22 protein-coding genes, 1 tRNA gene and 1 riboswitch are annotated in these 20352 nt (G+C 49.1%); of the genes, 14 read left to right on the top strand and 9 right to left on the bottom strand.

Features of this window, described 5'->3' with window-relative positions:
* Positions 1-208 precede the first annotated feature (208 nt).
* Positions 209-284, bottom strand: a tRNA-Thr gene (locus AB5H98_RS00465).
* 138 nt (positions 285-422) lie between these two features.
* Between AB5H98_RS00465 and AB5H98_RS00460 the strand changes: the two genes are divergently transcribed.
* The 4 genes from AB5H98_RS00460 to AB5H98_RS00445 all read left to right on the top strand — a co-directional run bounded on the left by AB5H98_RS00460 (position 423) and on the right by AB5H98_RS00445 (position 3735).
* A complete protein-coding gene (locus AB5H98_RS00460) occupies positions 423-1550 on the top strand; it encodes a DUF362 domain-containing protein (protein ID WP_367923938.1) in 1128 nt (375 codons plus the stop codon).
* 128 nt (positions 1551-1678) lie between these two features.
* Positions 1679-2647: a biotin--[acetyl-CoA-carboxylase] ligase gene (locus AB5H98_RS00455; RefSeq protein ID WP_367923937.1), complete on the top strand. Its 969-nt coding sequence runs from the start codon at positions 1679-1681 to the stop codon at positions 2645-2647.
* Between the two features lie 11 nt (positions 2648-2658).
* A complete protein-coding gene (locus tag AB5H98_RS00450; protein ID WP_367923936.1) occupies positions 2659-3192 on the top strand; it encodes a biotin transporter BioY in 534 nt (177 codons plus the stop codon).
* Positions 3193-3303: 111 nt separating this feature from the next.
* Positions 3304-3735: a hypothetical protein gene (locus AB5H98_RS00445; RefSeq protein WP_367923935.1), complete on the top strand. Its 432-nt coding sequence runs from the start codon at positions 3304-3306 to the stop codon at positions 3733-3735.
* 38 nt (positions 3736-3773) lie between these two features.
* Here the strand turns inward: AB5H98_RS00445 and AB5H98_RS00440 are convergent, their stop codons facing one another.
* The 3 genes from AB5H98_RS00440 to ychF all read right to left on the bottom strand — a co-directional run bounded on the left by AB5H98_RS00440 (position 3774) and on the right by ychF (position 6237).
* The gene (locus tag AB5H98_RS00440; RefSeq protein ID WP_367923934.1) at positions 3774-4265 is read right to left on the bottom strand and encodes an HDIG domain-containing metalloprotein; all 492 of its coding nucleotides are present in this window, start codon (positions 4263-4265) and stop codon (positions 3774-3776) included.
* Between the two features lie 155 nt (positions 4266-4420).
* Positions 4421-5107 (bottom strand): 5'-methylthioadenosine/adenosylhomocysteine nucleosidase, encoded by a 687-nt coding sequence (locus AB5H98_RS00435; protein WP_367923933.1) that lies wholly within the window; start codon positions 5105-5107, stop codon positions 4421-4423.
* A gap of 17 nt (positions 5108-5124) precedes the next feature.
* Positions 5125-6237: a redox-regulated ATPase YchF gene (gene ychF, locus AB5H98_RS00430; protein WP_367923932.1), complete on the bottom strand. Its 1113-nt coding sequence runs from the start codon at positions 6235-6237 to the stop codon at positions 5125-5127.
* Between the two features lie 201 nt (positions 6238-6438).
* Here ychF and AB5H98_RS00425 point away from each other — a divergent pair, with 201 nt between their 5' ends.
* The 9 genes from AB5H98_RS00425 to AB5H98_RS00385 all read left to right on the top strand — a co-directional run bounded on the left by AB5H98_RS00425 (position 6439) and on the right by AB5H98_RS00385 (position 14253).
* Positions 6439-7128 carry a response regulator transcription factor gene (locus AB5H98_RS00425; protein ID WP_367923931.1) on the top strand — a complete coding sequence of 230 codons (690 nt, stop codon included), beginning with the start codon at positions 6439-6441 and terminating at the stop codon, positions 7126-7128.
* Between the two features lie 43 nt (positions 7129-7171).
* Positions 7172-8671: a sensor histidine kinase gene (locus AB5H98_RS00420; protein ID WP_367923930.1), complete on the top strand. Its 1500-nt coding sequence runs from the start codon at positions 7172-7174 to the stop codon at positions 8669-8671.
* 2 nt (positions 8672-8673) lie between these two features.
* Complete coding sequence (locus AB5H98_RS00415) at positions 8674-9885, top strand: S1C family serine protease (RefSeq protein WP_367923929.1); 1212 nt, start codon at positions 8674-8676, stop codon at positions 9883-9885.
* A gap of 66 nt (positions 9886-9951) precedes the next feature.
* The gene (gene rpe, locus AB5H98_RS00410) at positions 9952-10611 is read left to right on the top strand and encodes a ribulose-phosphate 3-epimerase (RefSeq protein ID WP_367923928.1); all 660 of its coding nucleotides are present in this window, start codon (positions 9952-9954) and stop codon (positions 10609-10611) included.
* A 39-nt stretch (positions 10612-10650) separates the two neighbouring features.
* Positions 10651-11640 carry an RnfABCDGE type electron transport complex subunit D gene (locus tag AB5H98_RS00405; protein ID WP_367923927.1) on the top strand — a complete coding sequence of 330 codons (990 nt, stop codon included), beginning with the start codon at positions 10651-10653 and terminating at the stop codon, positions 11638-11640.
* On the top strand, positions 11637-12293 hold the full coding sequence (locus tag AB5H98_RS00400) for an Rnf-Nqr domain containing protein (protein WP_367923926.1): 657 nt from the start codon (positions 11637-11639) through the stop codon (positions 12291-12293). The genes AB5H98_RS00405 and AB5H98_RS00400 overlap by 4 nt, the downstream gene beginning before the upstream one ends.
* Positions 12290-12901: an Rnf-Nqr domain containing protein gene (locus AB5H98_RS00395; protein WP_367923925.1), complete on the top strand. Its 612-nt coding sequence runs from the start codon at positions 12290-12292 to the stop codon at positions 12899-12901. The genes AB5H98_RS00400 and AB5H98_RS00395 overlap by 4 nt, the downstream gene beginning before the upstream one ends.
* An 18-nt stretch (positions 12902-12919) precedes the next feature.
* Positions 12920-13348, top strand: coding sequence for an N-acetyltransferase family protein (locus tag AB5H98_RS00390; RefSeq protein ID WP_367923924.1), 429 nt, complete (start codon positions 12920-12922; stop codon positions 13346-13348).
* A 50-nt stretch (positions 13349-13398) separates the two neighbouring features.
* Complete coding sequence (locus AB5H98_RS00385) at positions 13399-14253, top strand: GNAT family N-acetyltransferase (RefSeq protein WP_367923923.1); 855 nt, start codon at positions 13399-13401, stop codon at positions 14251-14253.
* A 45-nt stretch (positions 14254-14298) separates the two neighbouring features.
* Here the strand turns inward: AB5H98_RS00385 and AB5H98_RS00380 are convergent, their stop codons facing one another.
* Together AB5H98_RS00380 and AB5H98_RS00375 are read right to left on the bottom strand one after the other, a co-directional pair.
* Positions 14299-14991 carry a DegV family protein gene (locus AB5H98_RS00380; protein WP_367923922.1) on the bottom strand — a complete coding sequence of 231 codons (693 nt, stop codon included), beginning with the start codon at positions 14989-14991 and terminating at the stop codon, positions 14299-14301.
* Between the two features lie 9 nt (positions 14992-15000).
* Entirely contained in the window at positions 15001-15144 is a 144-nt protein-coding gene (locus AB5H98_RS00375; protein WP_367923921.1) for a hypothetical protein, read from the bottom strand.
* 174 nt (positions 15145-15318) lie between these two features.
* Between AB5H98_RS00375 and AB5H98_RS00370 the strand changes: the two genes are divergently transcribed.
* Positions 15319-16992: a formate--tetrahydrofolate ligase gene (locus AB5H98_RS00370; RefSeq protein WP_367923941.1), complete on the top strand. Its 1674-nt coding sequence runs from the start codon at positions 15319-15321 to the stop codon at positions 16990-16992.
* A 172-nt stretch (positions 16993-17164) separates the two neighbouring features.
* Here AB5H98_RS00370 and AB5H98_RS00365 read toward each other — a convergent pair whose 3' ends face one another.
* The 3 genes from AB5H98_RS00365 to AB5H98_RS00355 all read right to left on the bottom strand — a co-directional run bounded on the left by AB5H98_RS00365 (position 17165) and on the right by AB5H98_RS00355 (position 20279).
* Entirely contained in the window at positions 17165-18343 is a 1179-nt protein-coding gene (locus tag AB5H98_RS00365; RefSeq protein WP_367923920.1) for a cation:proton antiporter, read from the bottom strand.
* A gap of 51 nt (positions 18344-18394) precedes the next feature.
* Positions 18395-18470, bottom strand: a riboswitch (Fluoride riboswitch).
* 22 nt (positions 18471-18492) lie between these two features.
* On the bottom strand, positions 18493-19746 hold the full coding sequence (hflX, locus tag AB5H98_RS00360) for a GTPase HflX (protein WP_367923919.1): 1254 nt from the start codon (positions 19744-19746) through the stop codon (positions 18493-18495).
* Positions 19743-20279 carry a GNAT family N-acetyltransferase gene (locus AB5H98_RS00355; protein WP_367923918.1) on the bottom strand — a complete coding sequence of 179 codons (537 nt, stop codon included), beginning with the start codon at positions 20277-20279 and terminating at the stop codon, positions 19743-19745. The genes hflX and AB5H98_RS00355 overlap by 4 nt, the downstream gene beginning before the upstream one ends.
* Positions 20280-20352 lie beyond the last annotated feature (73 nt).

The following is a 20352-nucleotide window of genomic DNA, read 5'->3' as shown; positions in this document are numbered from 1 at the left end:
GACGCAACAGATTTACAGTCTGCCCCCATTGGCCACTCGGGAACTCTCCCATATTTGATTGTGATGAACGCTTCAAAAAGAGCGCTTAATAATAATAGCAGGCGCACGCAGTTTTGTCAAGCTTTTCTTGTGAAACTTTTCTGCGGTTTTTCCAAGGCTCATTTGTGGCTGATAGAAAAAAGAAAGACACGCTTTTGCGTGTCTTTCTTGGAGCTGGTGGACGGATTCGAACCCCCGACCTGCTGATTACAAATCAGCTGCTCTACCAGCTGAGCTACACCAGCATTTTCTGAATGCTATATTAGTATATCGGCTGCGCGAAAAAAAATCAAGTCTTTTCTGTGCTTTTCTTATACTTGAAACAAAGAAAAGATTCCGTTATGATAAAAATTAGTAAAAATGTTTGGCAAAGGAGCATTTAAATGGAAAAGGCAAAAGTGTATTTTACGGATATGCGCGCTTATCCTGGTTTAAATTTGCAGCAGAAGCTTGAAAAATTGATACGCCGTGCGGGTATAGAAAAAATTGACTTTGAGGACAAATTTGCAGCGATCAAAATTCATTTTGGCGAACCGGGAAATCTTTCTTATCTTCGTCCTAACTTTGCAAAGACGGTGGCAGATGTAGTCAAAAGTCTGGGTGGCAAACCTTTTTTGACGGATTGCAACACCCTGTATGTGGGCCGGAGAAAAAATGCACTGGATCATATGGATGCTGCTTATGAAAATGGCTTTTCTCCGTTTTCTACGGGATGCCATGTGATCATTGCAGATGGATTGAAGGGAACCGATGAAGTAGAGGTTCCGGTCGATGGTGGAGAATATGTCAAAAATGCCAAAATTGGGCGTGCAGTAATGGATGCTGACATATTTATTTCTTTGGCTCATTTTAAAGGTCATGAAAGCACTGGTTTTGGTGGCGCAATCAAAAACATTGGCATGGGATGCGGATCTCGTGCAGGAAAGATGGAGATGCATTGCGGCGGAAAGCCCGACGTGGATAAAGCGCTGTGCAGAAGCTGCCACATGTGTGAGCGCAATTGCGCCCATGGTGCGATTTCCTTTGACCAGGAAAAACGCGCGCAAATCGATCATGAAAAATGTGTAGGATGCGGGCGTTGTATCGGTGCGTGTAACTTTGATGCCATTGCCAATCAAAATTATCATGCAAACGATGAACTAAATTGCAAAATGGCTGAATATGCGAAGGCAGTGGTGGATGGTCGTCCGGCTTTCTATATTAACATTGTCAATCAGGTCTCTCCCAATTGTGACTGCCATCCAGAAAATGATGTGGCCATTATTCCGGATGTAGGTATGTTTGCAAGCTTTGATCCGGTTGCATTGGATGTGGCTTGTGCCGATGCGTGCAACCATATGCCGATTTTACCGCACAGCCAATTGTATGACAATCTGCACAAGGATGGTGCATGCGACCACCATGACCATTTCTGCAACAGTGCGCCCGAGACGAACTGGAAAACGTGTGTGGAGCACGGCGAGAAAATTGGACTGGGTACACGTGACTACGAACTAATTACGATTCGCTGAACATAAAAAAGAGAACTCCCGGGAGGGAGTTTTCTTTTTTGATAAATGTAAACCTAAATTTTATAAATGGTTGACAATTGGCGGCGCAAATACTTATAATAGAAAAAGAATAAACTTGGGAGGACGCAATGAGTACAAAGGAAAAAATTTTAAGCTTGTTGGAAACCCATCGGGAACAGGCTTTTTCCGGTGAAATGTTGGCTCAACAACTGGGAATTTCCCGAGCTGCGGTGTGGAAAGCAATTAAGGAATTGCAAAAGCAAGGGCATTGTATCGAAGCGGTTCCAAACAAAGGATATACGATGTGTCAAACAAGCGAGGTGCTTTCGGAACAAGGCGTTCGGCCCTATTTGACCCAACAAGTGCCGATGCTGATTGTGGAAAAAGAGGTGGTATCCACCAATTTGACCGCCAAAGAGCTGGCAGCGCAAGGCGCGCCACATGGAACGCTGGTGGTGGCAGATGCACAGACCGGTGGTCGCGGCCGTCGCGGCCGTAGTTTTTCTTCACCGCCCGGTACGGGACTGTATTTGACGATGTTGCTGCGCAGCAACCTTCCCATGGAATGTGTCGTTCCGGTGACCAGTGCGGCCGCCGTAGCTGTGTATCGTGCGATCAAAAAAGTTTGCGGAAAAGAATTGGAAATCAAATGGGTGAACGATTTGTACCGCAACGGAAAGAAATGCTGTGGAATCTTAACCGAGGCGGCAGCGGACATGGAGAGCGGCGGCGTGGATTATGTGGTAGTGGGGACCGGACTGAACCTTCTGGAGCAGGAAGGCGGCTTCCCACCCGAATTAAAAAATATTGCGGGGGCAATTTTTGATCCGGGCGAGTCCGTGCAACGCTGCCGGATTGCGGCGGAAATTGCCAATGAACTTCTGATTATGGCCAATGAGCTGCCGAAAACACCGTTTATGAAAGATTACATCGAACACAATCTGGTGCCTGGCAAGGATATTTTTGTTATACAAAATGGCATACAAAGGCCGGCCCATGCTTGCTCCATCACCGAAGATGGGCATTTGATGGTAAAAAATGAAGCAGGAGAAATGGAAGAACTGTCCTTTGGAGAGGTCAGTATCCGTGTCAAATAAGGAGGAGTTTTGTGAGAAAGAGTCAAGCGAGAAATCTGGTACAGGCGGCGCTTTTGGCCGCGGTGACAGCAGTTTTGTCCCAAATTCAACTTTCCATTGGGCCGGTCCCTTTTAACCTTGCCGTGTTGGGTGCTTATCTGGCAGGAATGTTGATGACGCCGGGCTGGGCGTTGGTTTCGTTGACCGTCTATATGATGTTGGGACTTGTGGGTGTGCCTGTATTTGCTGGAATGATGGCCGGCCCGGCGGTGCTGTTCGGCCAGACCGGAGGATATGTAATTGGCTACATCGCCATCGCTGGAGTGACGGCGGCGGCCCGCCAGTGGAATAAACCCGCTGTCACTGCATTGGGTATGGCTGTAGGGTTGATATTGTGCTATGGCTTTGGCACAGCTTGGTTCATGGTTGTGACTGGAAATTCTTTGGCGCAAAGCCTTGCTTGGTGTGTCACACCCTTTGTTTTGCCGGATGTGTGCAAAGCTGCCTGCGCCTATGCACTGGGACGGATGCTGGAACGTCGAATGGCTAAGGCTGGACTGCTGTAATATCCAAATTTTAATCGTATATTCGAGATTTTGTACTTTAAAAATGGCGTGAGAGTATAATGCTCTGCTTTTCGGGAAAAATAACACAAACACCGAAAAGGAGGGCTTTTCATGGAAGAGCAGACGGTAGAGCTGTTAAATGAAGTAGTGAAAAATGCCGAGATGGGTCGTACCACGGCTCACCAGCTTTTAAGCATTGCCCAGGAAAATGAGATGAAAGACCATCTGCATAAAGAACTTGAAACCTATGAGGATGTAGCAAAGCGCGCGCATGCCATGTTGGCAGTGGAAGGGCAGGCGGCCAAAACGCAAAGCAAGCTCACCAAGTGGGGAGCACATATGGGGATTGCAATGAAAACCATGACCGACCAATCTTCCCAAAAGTTGGCGGAAATGTTGATTCAGGGGGCACAGATGGGTGTGACCGATATGACCAAAGCAATCAAATCTCATCCGGATGCAAACCAGGGAGCAGTGGCTCTTGCCCAGCGGTTACAGCATGCTGAGAATGAATACCTTGGGGAGTTAAAAGCGTTTTTATAACTAAAAGTAAAACCGGAAGCCATTGGCTTCCGGTTTTTTTATGCTTGCTTGAGAAGTTCCAAATTTTTCTGTACGCCCAATATACGCACCAAATGCAGCATTTCCACCGTGGCAGCAGTTTTATCTGCCAAATTCACCATAACACTTTCCCAACTTTTCGGAAGCGTGCGACCTACGGGCCACATATGACTTTGAATGATGTTCTCCTCTTTGGGGCTCAATCCAAAGCGCCGTGCGTTGGCCAGAGCCATATGAGGGTGCAGCCAAAGACGGCGTAGTCGGTTGATATTGGTCTCGGCCCAGTTTTGCAAATATAAATCGTGCAAAAGGCCTCCGCGTGCAGCAACGCGGTAATCGAGTCCAGTGATTCGGCACAAAGTAAAGGCCAAATAGGAGACAAACAGGCAGTGGTCGTAACAGCTTACGCCCTCTACATGTTGATGAATCGGTTCCATTTGCTTTACATAGGGGTCCGAAGCCAGTCCGTTGAGACATTGAGCAAACAAGGCTCGGTTTTTTTCCTGCCACATGGGAAAACCCGTCCTTTCCAAAAAAATCAAGGCGAAAGGAAATCGGCCAAGACATCGTCGAGATCCATCCGCCTTTTAATCATACGACATCCAATGAAAAATTACGACATGAAAATGTTGGATGAACAAAATTTTACCAGGTGCATAGGACTTTTTTACAGCGAGCGGATCAGTGAGGCACAGATGTGAGCCGCCCGGTCGCAGTATTCACTAATATCAAACTGCTTCACAACCAGCGTTTCAAAGGCATTCTCGTCGGCATTGTCACTCATAGCGCGCAAAATCACAAAAGGAACGTCGTTTTTTGCCGCGATATGCGCCACGGCAGCGCCTTCCATTTCTACACAATCGGGCGCGCATTTGGCGGCGATCGATTGCTTTGTTGCGCTGTCGCCCACAAAACAGTCTCCTGTTGCAATTTTTCCGACGATATAAGAAATGTTGTTTTCAGAGCATGCTTTTTCCGCAGCGGCTACGAGAGATGCATCGGAATGGAATTCTTCTAAATGCGGATAGCTCTGCGCAAACATGCGAGGTTCACCGTCGTGGTAAACCACGGTTCCACCAATGACTACATCGCCAATCCCTACGCGGCTGCTCATGTTGCCCGCGATGCCGGAAAATACAATCGCGTCCGCACCGAATGAAGTGATCAGCAACTGGACCGCGGCGGCAGCCTGTGCTTTCCCCATACCGGCACAGCACAGGACTACGGATTTGCCCGACAATGTTCCCTCATAGAACGTTACTCCACCACACATATGCTGTCTGCGGTTTTCCATCTGAAGATACAATTTTTCAATCTCTTCCGGCATTGCACCCAGCAATCCAATTTTTTTCATTCGATCGTCCTCTCCCATTATACGTTAAACAGGAACTCAATGATGTCGCCGTCCTGTACCACATATTCTTTTCCTTCTGTTCGCTGAAGCCCTTTGGCCTTAACGTTTGCCATGCTGAAATCGCAGGCGGCCAAATCATCGTAGCGTACCACCGATGCACGAATAAAACCGCGCTCGAAGTCCGAATGGATTTTTCCAGCGGCCTGAGGAGCCTTGGTGCCACGACGGATGGTCCAAGCGCGGCACTCCTTTTTGCCGTCTGTGAGGAAACTAATCAGACCCAGCAGGCTGTAGCTGGCTTTGATCAAGTTGTCAAGGCCGGTGGCTTCAATGCCCATTTCCGCAAGAAATTCCTTTTTTTCCTCCGGAGTGTAATCCGCAATGTCCTCTTCTGTTTTGGCACAGATGGGAATGCATTCAGCTCCCTCTTCGGCAGCAAGCTTTTTTACCGCCTGATAATGGGGATTATCCTCCATGCCACTCATCAGGTCATCTTCACTCATATTGGCAGCATAAATGACCGGTTTCGCAGTCAAAAGTCCCATTTCACGAAGTTGAAGAGCCTGATCATCGTCGCTTTCATCAAAGGCAAAGGTCCGGGCGTTTTTTCCTTGTCCCAAATGTTCAGCCAGAGCATTCAGCCATGCAGCAGAGGCAGCAGCCTTCTTATCTCCGGTTTTGGCCGCCTTGGCAAAGCGGGCCGCCCGATTCGATACGACTTCAAGGTCGCTCAAAATCAGTTCGGTGTCGATGGTTTCAATATCGCGCAGCGGATCTACGCTGCCTTCTACGTGAACGATGTCCGTGCCATCAAAGCATCGTACTACGTGCACGATGGCGTCACATTCGCGAATGTTTCCCAGAAATTTATTGCCAAGGCCCTCGCCTTGAGAGGCACCTTTTACAAGACCGGCAATGTCTACAAATTCCACAATCGCAGGAGTCTTTTTGTTGGTATCCCAAATTTCAGCCAGCTTGTCCAGCCGTGCGTCAGGCACAGGGACAATACCAGTGTTGGGGTCGATGGTACAAAAAGGATAGTTGGCCGCCGCCGCATTTTTCGTGCTAGTGATGGCGTTAAACAGGGTGCTTTTTCCCACGTTGGGAAGACCCACGATACCGAGCTTCATAGTGATGAATTCCTCTTTTCTTTGCAGCGCTCTGCGCGTATATTCCCATTTATTATACAAAAAGAAGGAGCCGGGTGCAACGCGCGAATACAAAATTCTTCGCGAGGTTTGAAATACTTTTTTTATACACATTTATCCGTTATAATAAGAACAACGTCTGGCGTGCTGCGCCAAGAGCTAAGGGGAAAGGAAGTGCGTCATATGGCCAACGAAAAAATCTTGATTGCTGATGATGACAAAAATATTTGTGAATTACTTCGGCTGTATCTGGCGAAAGAAGGATATGAAACATGCATCGCGAACAATGGCGAAGAAGCTTTTGCCGCGTTTGAAAGAGAAAAGCCCAATCTGGTCCTTCTGGATATCATGATGCCCAAAATGGACGGTTGGGAAGTCTGCCGGAAAATTCGGACAGTGGACAATACACCGGTCATTATGTTGACCGCTAAGGGAGAAACTTTTGATAAAGTGTTGGGACTTGAGTTGGGGGCTGATGACTATGTAGTCAAGCCTTTTGATTCCAAAGAGGTGGTGGCGCGGATCAAAGCTGTGCTGCGCCGCTGCGTACCGGCACAGGCTACGCCAGACGGGGTGATTTCCTACGACAATTTGTCCGTGGATTTAACCCGTTATGAGCTGAAGGTCAAAGGAAAAGTAGTGGATGCTCCGCCCAAAGAACTGGAGCTGCTGTATTATCTGGCAAGCCATCCCAATCGTGTGTTTACACGAGATCAACTTTTGGATGAGGTATGGGGATTTGAATATTATGGAGATTCCCGTACCATTGACGTACACGTCAAACGGTTGCGTGAAAAGCTGGAAGGCACCAGCGACCAGTGGAGTTTGAAAACCGTCTGGGGTGTAGGCTATAAATTTGAAGTAAAAGAGTGATGTCTCTGCGGAAACATTTCGCGGAGTAGAAAGGACAGCACGCATGCGAAAGAGCATTACCACTCGCTATTTTTACTCAACGGCCATTCTGCTTTTATGTAGTATTGCGTTGATGGGATTTATACAGCTCTATTTATCCATGGGGTATTTTCGCAGCGAAAACGAAGCAAAACTTTTGCAGACCGTAGACAATACCATCTTGGTTATGCAGGAGGCCTCGGACCTCAACTCCACGGAGAATGAGCGCGTGGAGGATGTGACCAGAGGGATTGTCATCACCTCTCGTGCGACAGGAACCATGATCTTTTTTACCGATGCGACGGGAAATATTATTTTGTGCAGTGCTACAGATCCCTCGCGTTATTTAGGAGCGACTTTGCCGGGCAAGGCGATGGCGGCTGCCAGAAACGGGGTTTATACAGAACTTGGAACGCTGAACGGCCTTTTGGGCAATCGATGCTATGTGGCGGGAAAGGCGATGCTGGATGAGTCGGGCGCTGTACAAGGATATGCTTTTGCTGCGTCCGATGCGCATGCGCTCAGTGAGTATGTAGCCAATCTTTTATCCACATTTATTTTGTCCGCAGGCCTGATGCTGATGGTATCCAGCGTGCTGTCCATTGTGCTCACTTCCCGTATGACCACTCCTTTGCGGCGCATTTCCGACGCGGCCAAGCGGTTCGGAAATGGAGATTTTTCCGCACGAGTGCCGGAAGAGGGAGAGGACGAATTGGCACAGTTGGCAGTTACGTTCAACAATATGGCGGCCAACTTGGAGAAAATCGATTCTTCCCGACACAGCTTTATGGGCAACATTGCGCATGAACTTCGAACTCCTATGACCACGATCAAAGGGTTTATTGATGGAATGCTGGATGGTACGATTCCCCCGGAAAGCAGAGACCATTATCTTGGAATTGTTTCCGAAGAAGTGGGACGTTTGACACGTTTGATTAAAAATATGCTGGATATCACAAAACTGGAAGCGGGCGAATATCAAGTCAATGCCCGTAATTATGATATCTGGGAGAGCATTACCAGTGTTGTATTTGGTGCAGAGCAGCGATTAGAGGCAAACAAAATTCAAATCAGCGGATTTGCACCGACAAAGACCATGGTTTATGCGGATGAGGATCTGGTGTATCAGGTCATCTACAACATTGTGGACAACGCCATCAAATTTTGCAATGTAGGCGGAGAGATTCGCTTTTCCGTTACGCAGGGCAAGGGAATGGTCACCGTAGGCATCCGAAATACAGGAAGTGGAATCAGTGCGGATGCGTTGCCTTATGTGTTCGACCGTTTTTACAAAGAGGACAAAAGCCGGGGACTCAATACCATGGGAAGTGGTTTGGGTCTGCATATTTGTAAGGTGCTCATTAACCTGTCTGGCGGAAATATTTGGGTGGAGAGCAAAGAAGGCGAATATTGCCAGTTTAATTTCACCTTACCGGTCGCAGTACAGGAGAAAAATAAAGCGAAGCAGATTCGCACAAAGGCAGAACCACAGGGCCAGGGCCCGGAAGAGGAGAAAGGGGAGTAATTATGCACCAGCAATATGGGCCGTGGCAGGAGCCCGACGCAGCGGAGGGGTACAGGCCGCCGGAGTATACATATGTGCCGCCCGAAGGTGGTCCAAAGCGCAATCGGGCGCCTTTGGTAATTACGCTGTTGTGTTTGGGTATGGCGGCACTTTTGTTTTTGGGCGTTACGGCCGTACAGCTTTGGAGGGGAGAAGATCCCTTCTGGATGCGCTCCCAAAGTCCTTCCGGTGCAGGGGAGAGCGCGCCTACGTTTGAGTTGCAGGAATTGCCAGAGGATATGGACGATGGACTTCCGACCACACAGATTGCGCGCGATGTGGGACCAAGCGTGGTTTGCATCAATGTATACGTACCTCAAAGCCTTTCTGTGGCTGCCTATGGCAGCGGGGTGATTTTGAACGAAGAGGGGTTCATTGTGACCAATGCTCACGTGGTGGAAGACGCCAGTGCATTGAGTGTGATTTTGAACGACGGACGAGAATTTTCCGCACGAATCATCGGGCAGGATACCCAGTCGGACCTGGCGGTGATTAAAATTGAAGCAGAAGACTTGGTTCCTGCGACATTTGGAAATTCCGATACATTGGAAGTGGGAGAGCGTACAGTGGTCATCGGAAATGCGGCAGGCCGTTTGGCAGGAACCGTTACGCAGGGAATTATTTCGGGGCTGAATCGGCAGGTGCCCATTCAGATGTCCGATGGAAGCGTCATTACAATGAATTTGATTCAAACTGACGCTGCCATCAATCCCGGAAATTCCGGCGGTGCAGTAGTAAATCGCTTTGGACAGGTTATTGGAATTAGTTCGGCCAAGCTTAGCGGTTCAGATTATGAGGGCTTGTGTTTTGCCATACCGATTTCGGACGCAAAACCAGTGGTCGAAAACTTGATTGCTTATGGATATGTAAGAGATCGAATGACACTGGGAGTTACCGTCATTGCGTTGTCTTCGGTCACCGGGCCGGACCGTGGCCTTCCTGCGCAGGGTTTGTACATTGCAGAGATCCTTCCGGAAAGCGATCTTTTGAATCAGGATGTGAAGGTTGGAGACGTAATTGTAAAAGCGGATGGACAGGAGCTGGCTGCCGCTGCGGATTTACAGGCGATTCTCAAAGAGAAAAAGAGCGGCGACACCATTGATTTGGAGATTTACAAATACGAAAACGGAAAAACGGTGTCGATTACGGCGAATCTGTTGGAGGGAACGCCCTGAATTTGCCTTTTCAGTGAAAAAGGCGTATAATAAACAGAAGTTTTTTAAAAACACGAGGTGTTTCATATGGTGAAAATTGCACCGTCGATCCTGTCGGCGGACTTTGCAAATCTTGGTCGTGATTGCCGCAATGTAGTGGATGGCGGTGCGGACTGGTTGCATATTGACGTGATGGATGGTTTGTTTGTGCCCAATCTTTCTTTGGGTGTTCCGGTGCTTAAGTGTTTGCACAAAGCGGTGGATGACACGTTCTATGATGTGCATCTGATGATTCAGAATCCGCTCAAATATGTGCAGGCATTTCGGGATGCAGGTGCGGATTTGATCACCTTTCATGTAGAGGCTGATAGCCCTGTGCGTGAGACCATCGACGCAATCCATGCGGTTGGGGCGAAAGCTTCACTGTGCATCAAACCGGCCACGCCCGCACAGGCAGTGTTTGAGTATTTGAATGATTTGGATATGGTGTTGGTCATGAGCGTGGAGCCTGGCTTCGGCGGACAGAAGTTCATGCCTTCTGCCATCGATAAGATTGCAGCTATTCGAGAGGAGGCCAACCGTATTGGCCGACAGGATCTCGAAATCGAAGTGGACGGTGGTATTGGTGAGGCCACAGCACCTGCGTGTGCAAAAGCAGGTGCTACCGTTTTGGTTGCTGGCAGTGCGGTGTTCTGTGCTCAGGACCCTGCGGCGGCGATGGCAGCGATTCGGCACGCCTGCGAATAACTTGTTCAGGCAATTTGTTTTGGAGAGAGAGGCGAAGCTATGAGCTCGGAGACGAGTTTGCCGCTGGGACCTTTGTCCCCGCGGGAGCAGAACCGGGATATTGTTTGGATGATGCTGCCTTTGCTGGCGGTATCCTGCTATCTATATGGGGCACGTCCGGCGGTCATGTGCTTGATTGGAGCCATTACCGCGGCATTTTGTGACCGATTGGTTGCTTGGCTGCGGGGGCGGCCACATGATCGAACAGAGAACAGCAGCATTCCTGCGGTGTTGGTGATGCTGATGTTAATGCCCGCCACGTTGAGCTATTATATTGTAATTGTTACGGCCATGGTGGTTGTTTTGGTGGCCAAAGCCCCATTTGGCGGGTATGGACATTATCCATTCAATCCTTCTGCCGTAGGTTATGCAGTGGCCGCAGTGAGTTGGCCGGAGCAGGTGTTTATGTATCCGGTTCCTTTTACGACCATGTCTGTATTTTCCACGGAAAATGCCACGATTGTAGAGAGCGCTGCACACAGTCTGCAGGCTGGTGGTACACCCAATGTACGTGCCTGGAACTTAGTGCTTGGAAATTATGCGGGTCCCATGGGCACTACGGCGCTGCTGGTCATTTTGGCTTGTGCGATGTATCTGTGGATGCGTCGTGATATTGACTTTTCTATTCCAGTGGGATTTTTAGGTGCATGTGCATTGGTGGCTTTTCTTTTCCCGCGCATCGATAGCATTGGACTGGCTGTCCCATGGGAACACCTTTATGTGCGCTATCAATCGGTAAAATATGAATTGCTCACAGGTGCCATTTTGTATGCGTCGGTTTTTCTTATCAATGAAAGAGTTACGCGGCCAAAGAATCGGCGCGCACATCTCGTCTATGGAATTTTGCTGGGAATTATGACCATGATGTTCCGATACATCGGCACTTATGATACAGGTGTGTGTTTTGCCATTCTGTGCATTAACGCGTTGTCCGGTTATCTGGATCGCCTGTTTTCAAGGCGGATACGCCGTGAGGAGGTGAGTTCGTGAACATTGATCCCATGAAACCTGAAGTTGATCACGAACTGGCCCGAAAAATTAAGAGAGATCGTATTTTACTCAATAACCCTGTGGTGATGCAGGGACTGGGTCTTGCTCCACTGGTGGTGGCAGCAATCAGTGTGAAAAATGCAACGATGCTGGCGGTCGCAGTGGTGTTGTTGCTTACCCCCACGCGTGTGATTGCGGCTTTTCTCAGCCGATTTTCCTATTTCCGGTTCCGCGGATTGACCTATGCAGTCACCAGCGCGGCGGTGTATGCCGGCGTTATGTGGGTGATGGAGCATTTGTTTAGCAGTGCGGATATCACGCTTTTGGGATTGTATCTGCCTTTGCTAGTGGCGGATCCAATCATTTTGAAACGATATGAGCGGCCGCAGCGCGAACGTATTCGGACGGCTTTCCGAAAAGGTATTATTACGACAGCCGGTTACGTCCTGGCCATGTATATGACGGCAATTATGCGAGAATTTTTGGGTACAGGTGTATTGTTTGGGTATACGCTTACCCGTATGCCGTTGTTCCCTATGGCACAGTTGCCCAGCGGTGGATTTATTTTACTTGCGCTGATGATCGCAGTGTGGCGTGGTGGCGTTAACATCGTTAAAAGACAAATGGGACTGGGGGCGAAACGGCAGGCATGACAGAAGTTTTAAAAGCTCTCGGACCCTTCTTTTTCTATGCGGTAGTGGGTATTTTTGCGCAAAATGCGGTGTTTACTCGCGCATTGGGTGTTTCCCGTCTGGTCAAATTAGCGGATGATCCAGAAGTGGACTCCCTGACTTTTGGCGTGCTGTTGTGCAGTGTACAGCTCATTAGCGCCCCCATGGCTTATTTTGTGAACCTTTGGCTCAGCGAACAGCCTTATAGTTCTTATATCCGTCCACTGGTGTTGGTGTTGTGCAGTGCGGTGGCATTTTTTATCGTACTGATTCTGGTAGTGCTTTTTTTCCGTTCTTCGGGTGCGAAAGATATTGTGGCCGTACTGCCCATGGCCACCTTCAATACGTGTATTCTGGGAACATTGCTGATTGGCACTACGCGCAATTTCAACTTGCTTCAGACGATGGGATTTGCTTTGGGCAGTGGTGTGGGCTATGTTTTGGCCGTTCTGGTAGTGCGAGAGGGTGCACGGAAATTGGACAATGAGGATGTTCCTCAGACGTTTCGCGGCTTACCGGTCACACTTTTGTATATTGGCATCTTGGCGCTGGCGATTTATGGATTTACGGGGCATTTGATTTCTTTCTGACGGAGGAGGCGGCGAAGGATGATCGTGCGTAATGTGACCATGGCCGAGGCAGACAAACTGTACGAGCTGGTTTGTGCGTATCGGAAAAGTCCGGTTGCAAAAGAGAATTTCTTGGAACGTTTGCAAGAGGCTTTGGAACAGTCTGGTCGCCGTGTAGTCATGGCCTACAATGGAGCCGAACCTGTTGGATTTGCGGACATTGAGGTGCGTTCGTCACTGTGCGAATGTGCAAATGTTGGATATATCAATGCTTTTTATGTGAAGGATGACTGGAGAGAGCGAAATATTGGCGGGGGTATGCTGCTGAGTGTTACCACGCATTTGAAAACAATTGGCTGCTCCAGTGTTTATGCATTTTGCCCCAGAGTGAATATCCGTAGTCAGGAATTTTTAGAAAAGCGAGGCTTTTCCAAAAATGAGTACGGATTTTGGCGCAGTCTGAAATAAATAATCCTCCGGCTGTGCCGGAGGATTTTCTTTTGGCAGGAGGGATCATCATGCTTTGGATAAAGGAGGAATCGGTCGCTTCGGCCAGACGTTTCGTTCTCATGAAAGACGATGTTGTGTTGGGCCGGATGGAGCTTGCAGGGAATTTTTTGCAAGAGATCCAAGTGGACGCAGCATGGAGACGAAAAGGATACGGGACATATCTTTTTCGTCAGGCACTGAAAAGAAGCTCTGTGGGCCCAAAAGAAACATTGACTGCCCCCTCTACTCAGGATCCGGCGTTGCGGGCATTCTTGGAAAAGTTCGGATTTCGGGAACAAGGGCAGCAAATGATACGGCAAGTGCAGCCGCAGCGTAATGCGCTCAGTATCGCGCACGCGTTTTTACGAGATCATGTGCGGCCGGGTATGGTTGCCATAGATGCGACGGCTGGGAACGGATACGATACAGTTTTTTTGTGTGAATTGGTGGGGCCAAAGGGGAAGGTTCTCGCGATGGATATTCAGCCTGCCGCAGTACACTCCACCTGTAACAGATTGCGGTCGCTTGGGCTTTCTCAAGCCAAAGTAGTCTGTGACAGTCACGCTAACTTAGCGGAATACGCACAAAAGGGTACCGTGGATGCAATTATGTTCAATTTGGGGTACCTGCCGGGTGGAGATCATGGCGTGTTTACCGTGCCGAAAATCAGCATTCCGGCCCTACAAACAGCGTTGGAATTGCTTCGGCCCGGTGGAGTCATGACTGTGTGCACTTATTCTGGAGGTTTGCAGGGAACAGACGAACGAGATGCCGTATTGGATTTTGTGGGTTCTTTGCCTAATGAGAGATATGAAGTGTCGGTGGAACGTTTTGCGTCAAGGTCTGGGTTTCCGCCGGTTCCCATATGTATTTATAAGAGGTAGTAAAAAAGTCCGGAATGGCAAGGCCATCCGGACTTTAAATTTTGATTAAAATGCAATTACAATGCCGCCGTCGTTCGCATAGACCGTGGAAAGTCCACCTGTGGGGACCATAATAACATCTCTAAATGCAGTACACTTTTCCAAAAAGGATTTTTTTAACTGTACAGCGCGTTCTTGACAATTACAGTAACTCAAAACCAGAAGTTTGCTGGCAGCGGGGAGATGTGCAGTTTCCTCGGCAACCAGTTCCACAAGACGGCGCATAGCGTTAGCGGTGCCACGTACTTTTTCCAAAGGAATGATTTCTCCGTGTCCGTTTTCTCCCATAATGGGTCTCAGGTTCAGCATTGTTCCCACAAACCCCGCAGTACGGGAAATACGACCATTTTTTACAAGGTTGCCCAAGTCCTCTAGCACAAAATGGGTTTTCATATCAGCAATAAAGGCAGTTGCTTTTTCCACGATTTCGTCAAAGTTCATGCCACCGTCAATCATATCCCGCAGCAAAAGAGCAATACGGGTTTCGCCGGCAGAGGCGCTTTCCGAATCAAACACGTGAATTCGTTTCTCCGGACTATGTTCCAAAGCAAGTTCACGTCCCACACAGGCAGCGTTGTAACTTCCGGATAATTTGCTGGACAAAGTAACCACGAAGCTGGCATCTGCCTTGCTCATCAGCGCAGCATACTCTTCCGGGGCAGGACAAGCCGTGGATGGCGCTGTTCTGCAGGCTTTCATATCCGCCCCTCAAACACCCGTGTCAATAGAACCGTCGTCTACATAAAAATTTTCTCCTACGGTAATTTTTAAACTGGCCAGAGAAAGTCCCAAAACATTGCGCAAAGCGCCGGTTGCGTCACAACAACTGTCCACAATGATCTGAATGTTCATCCGAAACCTCATTTCCACGGAAAAAGCAAAGCTTTTTCGGCGTCCTATCCTTTACAAATATTGTACTGTTGTGCGGCTAAAAAGTCAATGTACATGGTTGCTCGTCTTGTATTTGTCCGTCCGATTTGGTAAGATTTGTTTATAACCAGGAAACATTTCCGAGAAAGAAGGAGCATTGCCATGAAAAGCGACATTCAAATCGCACAGGAGGCTGTGATGGACTCCATTGACACCGTTGCCGAACGTCTGGGTCTTTCACAGGAGCATCTGATTCCTTATGGCCGTTATAAGGCAAAAGTGGACCATCGTTTGGTAAAATCCATGTCGGATAAACCGGATGCAAAGGTGATCCTAGTGACTGCTATCAGTCCTACACCTGCAGGTGAAGGCAAAACTACCACCAGTGTAGGCCTGGCAGATGCGCTGCATCGAATGGGAAAAAACGTGATTCTTGCTTTGCGTGAACCGAGCCTTGGACCTGTATTTGGTGTAAAAGGCGGTGCAGCCGGAGGTGGATATGCACAAGTGGTTCCCATGGAGGACATCAACTTGCATTTCACAGGAGACCTGCACGCTATTGGTGCTGCCAACAACCTTCTGGCGGCAATGGTGGACAACCACATTTATCAAGGCAATGCGTTAAATATTGATCCGCGCCGTATAACTTGGAAACGCTGTGTGGATATGAACGACCGCCAACTCCGTTTTATTACGGACGGTCTGGGTGGTAAGGTCAATGGAACCCCTCGGGAGGATGGTTTTGATATTACTGTGGCCAGTGAAGTGATGGCCATATTCTGTCTGGCGACCGACTTGGCCGATTTGAAGGCACGTTTGGCTCGTATTGTGATAGGTTATACTTATGCAGGTGAACCGGTTACTGCCGGACAGATTGGAGCGGCGGGAGCTATGGCGGCCTTGCTGAAAGATGCGTTTGATCCCAATCTTGTGCAGACGCTGGAGCATACGCCCGCATTGGTTCATGGTGGCCCGTTTGCAAATATTGCCCATGGGTGCAATAGTGTAATTGCGACCAAACTCGGAATGAAATTGGCGGACTATGTCGTCACGGAAGCAGGTTTCGGCGCGGACTTAGGTGCTGAAAAATTCTTGGATATTAAGTGCCGAATGGCGGGAATTGCTCCTTCTGCTGTGGTGGTAGTGGCTACGGTGCGCGCATTGAAACACCATGGCGGATGTCCCAAAGAGCAACTGGGCGTACCGAATCTTGAGTATCTGGAGGCAGGTAGCGCCAATTTGGCCCGTCATGTAGAAAATATGCAAAAACAATTTGGCATGTCTGTGTGCGTGGCCATTAACGCCTTCCCCACGGATTCTCAGGAAGAGCATCAGTTCCTGCGTGATTTCTGTACTCAGTTGGGGGTTCCTTGTGCTCTTAGCCAAGTGTTTGCCAAGGGCGGCGAAGGCGGTTTGGAGATGGCTGAAGATGTTTTGGGAATTTTGGAAAAACGTCCAATTCGGTTCACCTATCCCGATGAGATGCCCGTAGCAGATAAAATTAGGGCTGTGTGCCGAAATATTTATCGCGCAAAAGATGTAACATTCTCCGCTGCGGCAGAAAGACAATTGAGAGATTTAAGCGCTGCCGGATATGACAAACTTCCAGTCTGTATTGCAAAAACGCAATACTCTTTCAGTGATAATGCAAAGCTTTTGGCGGCGCCGGAGGGCTTTACCATGAATGTGCGCGAAATTCGGTTGAGCGCGGGCGCGGGCTTTGTGGTAGCGGTTATGGGAAGCATCATGACCATGCCGGGCCTGCCGAAAAAACCAGCGGCTGAGGGAATCGATGTGGACGAAAACGGCGTAATCAGCGGTTTGTTCTGATTGTTGCGCTTAAATTCCAGTGAGAAGGATTTTTTACACAAAATGCTTTTATGCTGGCAAATCAAAAGGTTGCAAATTTATAGAAAGACGTTCACTGAGTGGCGTGTGATTCGGACGAGTGAGAGGCTTGTTTAAAAAAGACCGCTCTGCTTTTAAGCAGAGCGGTCTTTTGTTATGCCTTTTTCAACCATTTTTGATAGGTTCTTTCGATGGCAATCGAGCCCAGTGGGGCCGTGATAAGGATTGCAAGCACGGCTACGGTCAAAATGGTCTGGCCACAGGCGAGCCCCATGGCCAGTGGAACGGACCCAATTGCTGCCTGTACCGTTGCTTTGGGGGTGTAGGCCAACATGCAGAACAATCGCTCTTTGCTCGATAAGGAGGTGCCCAGAGTACACAGGAATACTCCCACCATACGAAAACACAGCGCCCCCAGAATCAGGTAAATTGCGGCCAGACCGCTGGCTGCCGCAGCTTTGACATCTACGGCCGCCCCAACCAGCACGAACAGAAGAAGTTCCGCAGCCACCCAAAGCTTTGAATATTTCAGCGAGAGTCTTGCTGCTGCTTCACGGCGACGGTATTGTAGCGTGATTCCCATGGACATGACGGCCAAAAGACCTGAAAAACCAATAGGAGCTGGGACAACATTTTCAAAAGTTACCAAAAGGAATGAAAAACTTAAAAGCAAGACGACTTTGGCGCTGTCCCGGAGATGGACTCGGCGAAACAGTATGGCCAAAAACCAGCCGCAAAGTACTCCGCCTGCGGCACCTAGCACGATGGCGGTGGGGATTTCAAAAAAGGCCATTGGCGAAAAACCATTTCCGGCGGCCAGTCCAGAAAAGGACGCAAACAAAACGATTACATACACATCATCTACCGATGCGCCCGCCAAAATCATTTGGGGAATGCTTTGCTTCGTTCCATAGCCTTCGTCCATTAGCTTCAGCATTTTTGGAACTACAACCGCTGGGGATACTGCGGCGATTACGGTGCCTAGTACCGCAGACTCCACAAAGGTTAACCCCAGCAGGCGAGGGCCTAATACCAGGGCACCTAAAATTTCAAAGCTGGCGGGTACAAAACAGAGCAGAAACGCCGGTCGTCCCACTTTTTTCAGATCCGCCAGATCCAGGTTCAGTCCGGCGCGAGTCAAAATGATGATCAGGGCAATTTGGCGCAGGTCCGTTGATACTCCTAAGATGGACTCATCCAGTAGGTTCAGTACCGATGGCCCGAGCACAATCCCCGTCAGCAACATTCCAAGAAGTCCCGGCAGTCGTAGCCGTTGAAACAAACTACCAAGTCCCATGCCGCATAAAAAAATCAGCGCAAGTGAAAATAACATTTTTTCCTCCTTTTGCAGGGAACAAAAAAAGCCAATGCCCCTGCGATTTCAAAAATCACAGAAGTCATCAGCTTTTGTCAGCGGTTTAGGCTAAATGCCAGGGGAGAACTTCATTCCCTAAAGCAGTATGCCATATTTTTCGTTTGTTTTCAAGAGGGATCCGTAAAATAAGAGATAAAGTGATGGAGTTGTGAAGCTTTTATAATTCCCTCACAGTATACGCCGTCAGAACGATATTCTTCGGTCAGCATGGTCCCTTGAGAACGAATCAGCGCGGCCAGAGTTAGTTTGTCATAAGGCAGCAATACCGCGATGTGCCGTACTCTATCGGAAAGAACCTCATCCAGTCGCGCCAGAAGTTTTTCTATTCCATATCCTGTGGCAGCACTGGTGCAGATGGCGCTGGTATCAAAAGGGACCGCACCGGACACCCGATCGCATTTATTGTACACGGTGAACTGCGGAATATCTTCACAGTTTAAAGAAGCCAAAACCTGCTCGGTCACAGCAAGCTGCTGTGAGGATTCAGGATCCGACAAATCGCACACTTTCACAATTACGTCTGCGTAAGCGGCTTCCTCGAGCGTGCTTTTAAAGGCTTCTACCAGCCCATGGGGAAGACGACTTACAAAGCCTACCGTATCCACTACTACGACATCCAGTCCGGAAGGAAGGGTCAATTTGCGGGCAGTGGGGTCCAGCGTGGCAAACAGCATATCCGCCGCGGGAACCTCGGCGCCGCAAAGTCGATTCAACAGGCTGGATTTTCCCACATTGGTATAGCCCACCAGAGCGACAATCGGCACGCCGCTTTTTTGGCGACTCTTGCGGGTCTGTGCACGGCGAAGTTCCATCTCGGCAAGGCGCTGGCTCAAGGCCTCGATGCGCCGGCGCACGTGGCGTCGGTCATACTCCAGTTTGCTCTCGCCGGCTCCACGACGTGCGCCGGCTCCGCCGGTCCCACCGCCGCCTTGGCGAGAAAGACTTTCACCCAATCCGGCCAGGCGGGGAAGTCTGTAACGCAGCGTGGCAAGTTCTGTCTGCAATTTACCTTCATTGGTCACTGCGCGCCTTTTAAAAATTTCTAAAATCAGCATCGTGCGATCGATTACTGGAACTTCCAGAATTTGTTCCAGATTACGAATTTGGCTTCCAGAGAGTTCGGCATCGAAAATAGCGCATTCCGCCCCAAGATTCATGCACAAAAGGCGGCCCTCTGCCAATCTCCCTTCTCCCAGGTAGGTGGCACTTTCGGGGGTATCCCGCTTTTGTACCAGTTGAGCCACAGCTTCCATGCCGCATGCTTGTGCCAGAGCCGACAGCTCGTCCATGCTTTTTTCCATATCGTACTCGCCCAGATCTAATCCGAACAGTACCGCTTTTGCTACTCCATTTTCTGTCATAATTTACTCAAATATTCCTTTTTGTATAAAATATATGCTTTGCAGAGGACCTTTGTGCCGTCGAATTTATGTTGCACGACATCGTGCGTGTAGTGAAATCCTACTTTTTCCATTACCCGACCGCTGGCAGGGTTCTCCACTGCGTGACAGCAGCCCAACTTAGAAAGCCCATGAGTACAGAATAAATGATGCGCAACTGCATCCAGCGCCTCGGTCATATATCCTTGTCCCCAAAAATCGTACCCGAGACAATAGCCGGGTTCCCACAGAGAAGGATCCTCCTCTCCAACTCCAACCCCAATAGAGCCCATTAGTTGTGCATCCTGTGTGCGCACAATCGCCCATTGATGAAATTCCGTTGAAGTGGCCCATTGGTCTACCAGTTTCTGTGTTTCGGCCTCATTTTTGTGAGGTGACCAGCGCAGAAATCGGGTAACTCGCTCATCCGACGCCCATACCCTGTACATTTCAGGTGCATCCTGCGGCACAAAGGGACGCAGAGTCAGGCGAGATGTTTGAATAACTTCGGTCAAAGGAAAACACCTCCCGGAGAGTTTTTCCCATTATACGGCGAAACAACCGTTCGCGTCAAACCTTTTGATTTCT

The sequence above is a fragment of the uncultured Ruthenibacterium sp. genome (genome assembly GCF_963558415.1).
Lineage (GTDB): Bacteria > Bacillota > Clostridia > Oscillospirales > Ruminococcaceae > Ruthenibacterium.
Note: the sequence above shows the minus strand (reverse complement) of the source record. Positions and strands in the feature narration are given on the sequence as shown.